This is a genomic window from Paraburkholderia bengalensis (assembly GCF_037126505.1).
GTDB lineage: Bacteria > Pseudomonadota > Gammaproteobacteria > Burkholderiales > Burkholderiaceae > Paraburkholderia > Paraburkholderia bengalensis.
Genome location: NZ_JACFYJ010000090.1, coordinates 23,834 through 34,044 on the forward strand (window position 1 = coordinate 23,834; position 10,211 = coordinate 34,044).

Annotated in this window: 8 protein-coding genes and 2 pseudogenes; 4 read left to right on the forward strand and 6 right to left on the reverse strand. The window is 62.5% G+C overall.

What is annotated here, in order from left to right; genetic code table 11:
- Positions 1 to 11 precede the first annotated feature (11 nt).
- Both phaZ and H3V53_RS43830 read left to right on the forward strand, forming a co-directional pair.
- Positions 12 to 1,313, forward strand: coding sequence for a polyhydroxyalkanoate depolymerase (gene phaZ / locus H3V53_RS34265; protein ID WP_336601602.1), 1,302 nt, complete (start codon positions 12 to 14; stop codon positions 1,311 to 1,313).
- Between the two features lie 20 nt (positions 1,314 to 1,333).
- Positions 1,334 to 3,092 (forward strand): annotated as a pseudogene (locus tag H3V53_RS43830) (bifunctional aminoglycoside phosphotransferase/ATP-binding protein).
- On the opposite strand, the gene H3V53_RS34280 reads toward H3V53_RS43830, so the two are convergent.
- On the reverse strand, positions 2,986 to 3,261 hold the full coding sequence (locus tag H3V53_RS34280) for a DUF1488 family protein (protein WP_336601604.1): 276 nt from the start codon (positions 3,259 to 3,261) through the stop codon (positions 2,986 to 2,988). The pseudogene H3V53_RS43830 and the gene H3V53_RS34280 sit on opposite strands and share 107 nt — an antisense overlap.
- A 242-nt stretch (positions 3,262 to 3,503) precedes the next feature.
- On the opposite strand from H3V53_RS34280, the gene H3V53_RS34285 reads away from it, so the two are divergent.
- Together H3V53_RS34285 and H3V53_RS34290 are read left to right on the forward strand one after the other, a co-directional pair.
- Positions 3,504 to 4,190 (forward strand): nitroreductase family protein, encoded by a 687-nt coding sequence (locus tag H3V53_RS34285; RefSeq protein WP_419539623.1) that lies wholly within the window; start codon positions 3,504 to 3,506, stop codon positions 4,188 to 4,190.
- Positions 4,187 to 4,634, forward strand: a pseudogene (locus H3V53_RS34290) (hypothetical protein). Before H3V53_RS34285 ends, H3V53_RS34290 begins: the two are co-directional and overlap by 4 nt.
- Positions 4,635 to 4,674: 40 nt before the next feature.
- Here the strand turns inward: H3V53_RS34290 and H3V53_RS34295 are convergent.
- The 5 genes from H3V53_RS34295 to H3V53_RS34315 form a co-directional block, all read right to left on the reverse strand.
- Complete coding sequence (locus H3V53_RS34295; protein ID WP_336601606.1) at positions 4,675 to 6,159, reverse strand: efflux transporter outer membrane subunit; 1,485 nt, start codon at positions 6,157 to 6,159, stop codon at positions 4,675 to 4,677.
- Entirely contained in the window at positions 6,137 to 7,222 is a 1,086-nt protein-coding gene (locus H3V53_RS34300) for an HlyD family secretion protein (protein WP_336601607.1), read from the reverse strand. Before H3V53_RS34300 ends, H3V53_RS34295 begins: the two co-directional genes overlap by 23 nt.
- Positions 7,219 to 7,917 carry an ABC transporter ATP-binding protein gene (locus H3V53_RS34305; RefSeq protein WP_336601608.1) on the reverse strand — a complete coding sequence of 233 codons (699 nt, stop codon included), beginning with the start codon at positions 7,915 to 7,917 and terminating at the stop codon, positions 7,219 to 7,221. Before H3V53_RS34305 ends, H3V53_RS34300 begins: the two co-directional genes overlap by 4 nt.
- 2 nt (positions 7,918 to 7,919) lie before the next feature.
- Positions 7,920 to 9,056: an ABC transporter permease gene (locus H3V53_RS34310; protein ID WP_336601609.1), complete on the reverse strand. Its 1,137-nt coding sequence runs from the start codon at positions 9,054 to 9,056 to the stop codon at positions 7,920 to 7,922.
- Between the two features lie 721 nt (positions 9,057 to 9,777).
- Positions 9,778 to 10,211, reverse strand: a 434-nt coding sequence (locus H3V53_RS34315; RefSeq protein ID WP_336601610.1) for a CBS domain-containing protein, incomplete at its 5' end; no start/stop codon positions are given.

Sequence of the window (10,211 nt, forward strand, 5' to 3'; positions counted from 1 at the left end):
CGGAGCTCATCATGTGGTACGCCCTCATCGATGCACAGCGACGCCTGACGCGTGCGATTGCCGGACGTCCGCAAGATGAATGCGGCTCGGTGCCTTGCGCGGCAGCGCCTTGGGTCGACCCGGGGAATGCGGCAAATGCATTGAGCCAGTGGCTGCTCAGGTCAACGTGCGCTTTCGGGCAGGCACCGTCATTTGCGATTCAATCAGTCTCCAGCATGGGCGGCCGGATCACCATTGATGAGCACGTTGTCGAATCGCTACCTACGGGCACGCTGCGCAGCTTCACGCGCAACCGTATTGCGCCCGAGCCAGCCGGGAAATGGCCCGTCGTGCTCTGTACGCCACTCGCCGGGCATCACGCCGTCATGTTGCGCGAAACCGTCGAGACGTTGCTCGAGGAACGCGACGTCTTCATCACTGACTGGGCCGACGCGCGCGATGTGCCGCGCGAAGCCGGGTCTCTCTCGCTCGACGACTACGTGCTGGCGCTCGAAAGGTTTATAGGTACCGCGCGCGCGCAGGGTTCGCCCGTACATGTCGTCGCCGTCTGCCAGGCGACCGTGCCGGCGCTTGCCGCCGCGGCATTGCTAGCTAGTAGTGTTCAACCCGTTCCGTTCGTCAGTGTCTCGCTGCTCGGAGGACCGATCGATACCCGTCTCAACCCAACCCTCGTTGACCGCTTCGCCAGTTCCTATTCACTCGACTGGTTTCGCGGCCATGTAATCGACATTGTCCCGCCGGCGTATCGCGGCGCGGGACGGCGCGTCTATCCCGGCTTCATCCAGCAGGCGGGCATCATCGCCGCGCATCCGGAACGGCAATTCTGTCTCGAGTCGACTTACTGGTCAAAGTGGCTGGCGGGTGACGTGCCGGGCGCCATGAAAGCGCTGCGCTCCCTGAACGAGTACGCCGCCGTGCTCGACATGGCGGAATGCTATTTCCTCGACATCATTCGTGTCGTCTTTCACGAGCACCTGCTGCCGCGCCGGATGTGGTCGGTCGCCGGACGGCGTGTGGCGACCGAAGCGCTCGGCCACATCCCCTTATGCACGATCGAAGGTGACTGCGACGACATCTCGGGCGCGGGTCAGACGCATTGCGCGCACGCGTTGTGCAAAACATCGCCAGCACGAGCGGATAGACAATTCACCGTCGCACGATGCAATCACTACGACCTCTTCACCGGCTCGCGCTGGCGCGATGTCGTGCATCCCAGGCTATGTGACTTCTGGCGCGAAGTGGAAAACGCGGCGCTGGACATACCGTACAAGCCAGGAAACGCGACACACGCGAACCGCAGGAGACAGGCGTGACCGTTCAAGCAAAACGCAGGCTGCCCAAACGCGTATCTCCCGTGGCGCGCCAGGGAGGGCAGCATTTTGCAAACCGGATTCGCGCGGCACAACGCCTGGTGCGCGGGCTCGATTTGGCCATGCGAAGGTCATGTACGTATCGTCACCCCGCAGGCCGAATCGCTAGGATCGAAACGCACATCTCGGTCGTATACCTCGCGGGGCGGTTCGCGTACAAGGTTATCAAACCCGTAGCGCCCGGCTTCGTCGACTTCACCGCAGCGGATACACGGCAGCGATGCTGTGAGGCGCAGGTCCGTCTCAACAGGCCGCTTGCGCGAGGTCTTTATCTCGACGTGTTGCCTGTCGTGCGCCACGGCAGCATGCTGAAACTCGGGACCCGCGGCGCCGCCGTCGAGCACACCGTCAAGATGCGACGGTTCGACGAAGCGACACTTTTTTCGAATCTCGCCAGGACAGGGGCACTCACGCCACGCGATATCGATGGCGCGGCGCACCGGCTTGCACACTATCATCGGCACGCACCGCGAACGGTTCCTCTGGCCCGATATGGCAGCGCCGCGCTGCTTCAGACCCAGATCGAAGCCGTCAACGCGCCGCTCATTGCGAATGTCTGCCATCCCGCGTTGCATGATGTTTCTGCGTGGTGCGTCAATCAACTCGCCAAGCATGCATCGGCTATTGACGGGCGGCGCGCCACTGGCTTCGTGCGCGCGTGTCATGGCGATCTGCACCTCGATAATGTGGTGCGTTGGCGAGGCAAGATATCGATGTTCGACTGCATCGACTTCGACGATGCGCTGCGCTGGATCGACGTCGCGAATGACATCGCCTTCCTCGTCATGGATCTGCGAGCGCGTGGAGGAGCACGTGCGGCAAACCGGCTGCTGAATGGCTGGCTCGAAGTGTCGGGCGATTATGCAGCGCTAGCACTGATGCCGTTGTACGTTGTGTACCGCGCGCTGGTGCGGGCCTGGGTTGCCTGCCTGAAAGGCAGAAATTCATCCGCTCAAGGCGCTGTCGCTGCCGCGGGTAAAGCCCGGCACTATATCGACATTGCGTGGGCCGAGACTCAAAAGCCACGGCCCGTTTTGCTGTTGTGCCATGGGTATTCGGGATCGGGCAAATCCGTGGCGAGCCGTGCCCTCGCTGAGCTGAGCGGTGCAGTGCGTCTGTCGAGCGATGCCGAGCGCAAGCGGCTGCAGTTGTCCCTTGACGCGAACGCCTGCCTCGGCGCGGAGCATTACACGCACGACGCGCGAGACGCCATTTACGACCACCTTCTTCACCTGGCGTCTGATGTGCTTCTGACTGGCAACAGCGTGATTGTCGACGCGACCTTTCTTGAGCATTGTCATCGCAGCGCTTTTTTTTGTACTGGCGAAACGTCTTGGCGTTCCCCTTCGGATTCTGGACTTTCATGCCGAGCCATCTGTCCTTGCACAGCGCATCGCGGCACGCCACCGCGGCCCGCGCGATGTTTCCGATGCCGATACGTCCACACTGGCGTTGCAACTTGCGAACGCCGACCCGCTGAAGGACGACGAAAAGCTCCTTACCTTCTCCTTCGATACAGCAGTCCCGCTCGCAACCTTCGCGTCTTGCGCTTTCTGGCGACCCGTTATCGATTTCATGCAGCTCGCCACCGAGCCTGCGGCAGAAATCTGCCAGATCACGTGCAGAAGCGGAAGTACCCGCTATGCAGCAGGACAGGCTTGCCACCCAGTTCGTTCAACATGCGCTGCGCCGCAAGCTCGATTTCAGAACGATGGGCAGTGAACGCGTCGATCAGGTCCTCTTCTCGCGGTGAGCGCGCGCCGAAGTGATCTTCGAGCGCTTCCGCCGTAATCGCGCACTGCACCGGTTGTTCATCGACGCGCGCGGGAAAGGTCAACGCGAGATCGGGACCGCAATACTCAGGGGCACAGGAAGGAAACGAAATATGCATGGCGACCACTCCTGAAACGCCGCGCCGCCAGCTCCGAAGACGTCGGAGGCCACGCGACCTGTTCAGCCTAACGGTCCGATAGCCGCCCAACTTGATATATATCAACGCGGCTGCGCTTCTCAGCGACCGCGCACCGCTTGATTTGCGTCAACCCCGCCGCTCGCCCGCATGGGACGATTGCCTTGGCCCTATCGATATATCGAAGGTTCGTGTCGATTCTGTGCGCGGATGGACACCTGGTGATTAAACCTCTCTTCCGGATTGGATCTGCACTGCGCAACACGCCCGCCCCTCGGCCCGCCGAAGGCGCGTCAGAGCCCTACATACAACTCCCGGCAGCCCGCCGAAGCGGCGGCGTGCGCTTGCTGGACGCCCTTGCCGCGCGCCAGACCACGCGCGCCTTCGCCGACACGCCGCTCGACCACCAAGTACTCGGCGATCTGCTATGGGCCGCAGATGGCATCAATCGCGCAGACGAAGGCGGCCGTACCGCGCCCTCAGCGCTGGGTGGCTATGAGATCGACGTAGACGTACTGCTCGCCAATGGGGCGTATCGATACGATCCCGTCAACTATGCGCTCGTTCTCGTCGCGTCAGCAGATCTGCGAACCATGACGGGATATCAGGACTTCCATCGGCGTGCGCCCGTCAATCTTGTGTACGTCGCCGATCTCATGCGCATGCAGGATATCCCACACCAGCAACGCGAAGCCTTCGCCTACGCGAGCGCGGAGGCGATCTTGCAGAACGTGTACCTGTTCTGCGCATCGGCAGGGCTCGCGGCGGCGGCCCGTGGGTGGACGAACCGAACGGCGCTCGCGGTGAATCTGAAACTGCCGGTTGGATCGGCCGCGCTGCTTGCGCAAGCGGTCGGTCACTTCGCCCAAAACGAGCACACGGATGGCATGTCGGAAAAGGCTGACAGATGACACTGCGCGTCGATCTCGATGGTGTGGGAAATCTATACCAGCTCTGCTTCGCGGGCGCCTTGGCCGTACTTCACGAGGACCGGTCTCGACCGTCAATGGGGTGAAGGCTGGGACAAGGCGCCCTATCAGTTCCATGCGCAACTGCCGTATGCCGATAGCCCCGATCAGATACTGAAGGTTGCCTTCGACGGTTCACTGTTTCCGCCGGAGGCGGGGCTCGATGGCCACTCGCGCAGTGCACTCGACATCAATGCGGGTGCATGGCCATGGCTGCGCACGGAAAACTACTTTCACGGTGGACAGATCCAAATCATGGCGGGCGTTACGCTACAGACATTCACTGAACAGGTCGAGCTAGCGGGCGGAACGGTCTTCGCGCCGATTGGCTGGGGCGAGTTGCCGGAGGTGTCCGCGTCCGCTTCCGTCTCCGATCGCGTCTCGTGATGCCCGTGACGGACGCCCGTGCCGCCGCTGCCGACACCCGTCAGGATTCTGGAACGAGGCCGCCGCCGAGCGCGGCATAAAGCGCGACCGTATCCTGAAGGCGCTGTGCACTCGCCTGCAGCCACGCAATGCGCGCCTGATGGTACTGGCCGTCCGCAATGAGAATCTGCAGATATCCCACCGTGCCTGCCCGGTAAGACTCCTTGATGAGCCGCAGCGCCTCGGCTGCGGACTGCACCGCGCGGGTTTGCGCGTCGACCGTCTGGGCGTCGTGTTCAAGCGCGCGAAGCGTGTCCGCGACTTGCGCAAAAGCGGCTAGCACCACCTCGCGATAAGCGGCTTGCGACTCCGCGTAGGCGTCGATTGCCGCCTTGCGCTGGAACCACAGCGCGCCGCCATGAAACAGAGGCGCTGTCACGCCCGCGCCAACGCTCCAGACCTGTCCGCTTACGTTGCCGAGCGAATGAAGCACTGCGCTGTCCAGGCCGCCCGACGCCGATAGCGTAATCTGCGGAAATAGCGCCGCTGTCGCCACGCCGATATTCGCGCTCGCGACATGCAGCACAGCCTCAGCCTGCAAGATGTCGGGACGGCGCCGCACGAGCGACGACGGCAGAGTCTGCGGCAGCACGCCCGGCAACGCGATGTCCCTGAGCGACATCGCCGGTGCGCTCCACTGCTCGGGATACATGCCCGCCAGCAACGCGAGCAGATGTTCGGCTTCGGCGCGCCGTTGCTCGAGTCCCGGCACGGACGCCTCTAGCGTGGCCAGCTCGTTTTGCAGCGACAACACGGCTGACCACGCGCTTGTCCCGGCCGTAACCTGTGCTTGCGTGATGCGGATCTGCTCGCGCACGAGTCCAATCATCTCGCGCGTCGCCGCAATCTCGTCGCTGTAGGCGGCGCGGGCGATCATCGCGTTGACGACGTTCGCGGCCAAGGTCAGGTAAGTCGCGGCGAGCGCGTAGTGTTGGGATTCCGCTTGCGCGGCAAGCGCCTCGACCTGCCTGCGCTCGCCGCCCCAGATATCCAGCGTATAGCTGATCGTGGCCGACAGCGTGAACAGGTTGAAAATCGACGGGGCCGACTCGATGCCCGTGCGCAGCGGCGAATAGCGCTGACGGGACGCGCTCGCCTGCGCGTCGATTTGCGGATAGAAGATGCCCGCTCCCGCACGCAAGAGATCATCGCTTCGCCGCAAGGTGGCCTCTCCGCGCTCCAGCGTCGCATTTCCCGTCAGGGATTCGTCGACGGCGGCGTCGATCACATCGCAACCGAACGCGGTCCACCAGTCGTCGCGCACCTGCACGGCGGGGGATAAGGTCTGGACGCCGCCGGGCGCCGCGAAGCTCTGTTGGTCCGTCTTCACGTACCGCTCGACATGCGGCGTGGGTGGGCGCGAGAAATTCGGGCCTACCGCGCACGACACGAGCAGAAAGACGCAGGGCGCCAGCGCGGTGCGCCATACGATGCACCGGCGGGCACGCCCGACGCGGCGGCGTTCAACTGGCGGCAATATAAACATCGACGATTTGCCCCGGAAACAGACGCATGCCGTGCTGCGGCACGACGCGGAAAAGCACAGGCAACACACGGACATCGACGCGCTCCGTGCGCTGGTCGGTCAGCTGGATCTTGGGCGTGACATACGGCTGCACGCGCATGAACTCTAGTTCCGCCTGCACCGACGTGCCGCGAATGAACATCCTCGCCTTCAGGCCACGCGGGTCAGGCAACCGGCCGATCAGGATTTCATCGACATAGCAGCGCACGGCCAGCCTGTCCGACGGCGTGCCGAGAACGAGCGCCGGCGCGCTGCCCTGCGCATAGGTGTCGTACACGCCTTGCGGCGACAGGTAAGCGCCCAGGGCCACGTTCACGGACAACACCACGCCGTCGGCGGGAGCACGCAGCGTGTAACGTTCGAGCTGCGCCGAGGCTGCCTCGGCAGCCTTGCGCAGCGCTTCGACCTGGAGCTCCTGATTGCGGATATCGAACGTCCAGGCGCCCGCGCGCGTCAGCTTGTATTGCCGTGTGACGACCTCGAGATTCGCGCGCGCAACGGCAACGCCATTGGCGACATTGTCCAGCGTGTCGAGGCTGACGGCTTTGGGGTCGATGTCATACGCGCGCTTCTGCTTGTCGAACTGGTCCTGCGCCATCTTGAGGTTGGCCGCCGCTGCGCTGACCCGCGCGCTCGCTACGTTGAGCGTCTCGGGCCGCGGCTGCGCCCGCAGTTCATCGAGCAACGACTGTGCAGCCTCGGCTTGTGCGGCAAGCTGCGCGACGGTGGCGCGCTGCACGGCATCGTCGATGGTCAGCAATGGCTCTCCGCGGCGCACCCTGTCGCCGTCGTGGACGAGAAGGTTCGTTACGGCACCCGATACGTCTGGATAGATGTTGATGTTCGCGCCCGCCGGCTGGTCGCTCTCGACGATGCCCGTCGCGTAGACACCATGCGTGTATGGATTCGACGCGGGTTCAAACACGGGCGGCTGGGGCAGTTGCTGGATGCCATACACCCAGGCCGCCACGACACTCGCCAGAAACCCGATGAAGGCCACCAGAAAGAGAAGCTTCTGTTTCACATTCCGCCTCCCATGTCGATCGTCTTGAGCTTGCCGTCCTCCATATGCATGACGCGATCGGCGTAGTCGAAAATGCGGCTGTCGTGCGTCACGATGACAATGCAGCGATGCTCGTTGAGCACCTTGTGCTTCACGAACTCGATGACGGAGCGGCCCGTGTCGCCGTCCAGCGATGCCGTCGGCTCGTCGAGAATCAGGATATCCGGCTGGCTCACGATTGCGCGCGCAATCGCGACGCGCTGCTGCTCACCGCCCGACAGCTTCACGGGCGGCAATGCGGCCCGGCTCTTCAGGCCCACTACTTCGAGCCAGGTCAGTGCCTCGGCGATCGATTCGTCCCAATCGCGCCGTTTGAGGATGAGTGGAATCGCGACGTTTTCCACCGTGGTCAGTCGGGGAAACAGATGATAGTCCTGAAACACGAAGCCGATGCGATTGAGCCGGAAATCCGCGATGGCGTCTTCACGCTGTTGCCAGAGATCGACGCCGTCGATCGATACGTTGCCCGAATCCGGCCGCAGGATGCCCGAGATCACGCTTAGCAGCGTGGTCTTGCCGCTGCCAGACGGCCCGACGATCAGCAGCATTTCGCCGAAGCGGGCCTGCATCGCGACATCGAAGAGCGCCTGTGTGCGGGCGTCGCCTTCCCCGAACCATTTGTTCAGGCCTCGAGCGTCAATCGCGATGGCCGCCATGGCTAACCCCGGAAGATGTCGAACGGTTCAATGCGCAGCACGCGGCGCACGCCGAGATAGCTCGACGAGGCTGCGATCACGACCACCATGGCGAAGGCGAGCGCGAGGTTGCCGAAAGTGATCATCGCCGCGTAGTCCGGTATGCGCAGACGGACGAGACTGATCGACGCCGCGCACAGCCCGGCGCCAAGTCCATATCCCGTCAGCGCGGTGAACGTCGCCTGGAACAGGATCATCGCGACGAGTTCATGGCTCTTGGCGCCGATCGCCTTCAGAGCACCGAACTTCTCCAGGTTCTCGAGGATAAACGTATAGAACGTCTGGCCTGAGATCGACAGCCCGACGATGAAACTGATCACCGTCATCAGCAGAATGTTCGTGCCGAGCCCCGTTTCATACTTGTAGAAACGGGAGATGCGCTGCATGAATTCCCGCTTCGTATAGGCGACGTAACCGAGCGACCTGACCACCTGCTTGATGTGAGCTATGTCTGCTGGAGATTTCGGCTCGACGAGAATGTAGGACGTCGTGTAGCGCGTCGAGGGAATATATTCGACGGCCCGCTTGTACGTCGTATAGAGCGTTGGCGTGCCGAACAGGCCGCTGCTCGCCACCGTGGCGATGCCGACCACGACACCGCGATGGTCGTTGAGTTCGAAATCCGTGCCAAGTCTGGGGTTGTGCAGTTTCACGAACTCCGCGTCCTGGATGGCGATGAAGCCGTTCTCCGCATAAATGTCCTCGATGCGGCCCGCCTTCATCTTTGGCCGGCCGAACAGGCTCGCATCGTCGAGTCCGACGACCGTCACCGCCTGGTACGCACCGTCGCGCAGTCGCACCAGTGCCGCCCCCGAATAGAGCGGCACGGCATATTTGACTCCGTCGATGCTGCGCACGGCGTCGAGCACATAGTCCGGCATGCCGATGCTGCTCGCTACTGTCTGCACGGCCGGGTCCATGACCCACATCTTCGCGCCCACGTTGATGACGGTAGACGAGGACCTGTTGAGGATGCCGGCGAACAGCGACGTCATCTCGATCATCAGGAACACCGCGAAGGTGATACCGACGATCAGCGCTGTAAATTTGGCGCTATCGTTGACGAGCAGCCTGAACGCCAGGCGCAGAATGCCTTTCATCTCTCGTTCCTGTCCTGGTCAGAGCGTGACGGGCTCGCTGTAGTCTCTCCATCGTTTCGTAGCGGATCTTGACGACCTCATGTGCGACGGGCTGGCACAGTGAACTTCCCCATACCGGGAGACAGTTCCGCTTCAACGCCGCTCTGATCCCCACTGCGCATATTCGTTCATCGAATTGCGTGACGTAGCCGACGGAGCTCGCCCTTGCATATCGCCGCATGTTCGCCGCATCAACAGAGACACGCAGTGAGCGAATTGCCGTAATTGCCAGCGCTGGCGGACTCGAAAGGAGCACGTGCAATCATGACCTGCGCGAAGCCGGAATAGACGATTCAACGACATCCATCCCTTCATCCAGTGCCCGGATTCGCGCGGCCGTGCTGACCGCGTCGCCCACTCGAGACGTCATGGCGTGCGACCGGCCGCGGTCGTTCACCTGTACGGATCAGATGGGAAACCCTCATGCCAAATCCGGCCAGCGCAAGGTGACGGGCGCACACACAGGAACCGACGACACTACGGACGATCGCTTTCGAGATAGACACCACAGCGTTGCGCGACGATCGCCCGCTACACAAATAGGCCGACCTCGATTCGATTATGGGCGCCTCGCCACGCTTGCGACGTCGTTGCGCATCTTCAGGCCGCGAGCAATGACAGGTAGCAATGTCCTGAACGAATGCGCGGTGACGAAAGCCTTGCGTTTCCAGCTGCACTGGCATCACGCATGCAAAGGCGTCTGTATGCTCCCAAATGCCTCGCGATTTTGCTCGTTGCGCAAGATGTTGGTAAGCAGAATCCATTCGCGGCCGAGCGCTGCGATCACATCGTCGAGAGACAATATCCCCACGACGTCGGTACCGTTGCCGACCACCGCCAACCGGCGCACGCCATGGCTTGACATCACCTGCATTGCCTCAGTGAGGTCGGCGTTCACATCGATAGAGAGAATGTGTGGGCTCATCACCTCGCCTACTCGCACAGTGATTGGCGACGTTCCGGTGCAAACCGACTGCAGTACGATGTCCCGATCGGTCAGAACGCCGAGTATGTGGTCTGAGCCGCCCCCTTCCGATACGACCAGTGCACCGACATGCTGGTCTCGCATCTGCACGGCCGCCTCCTGCAGACTGCAGGTCGCCGGAATATGGACCA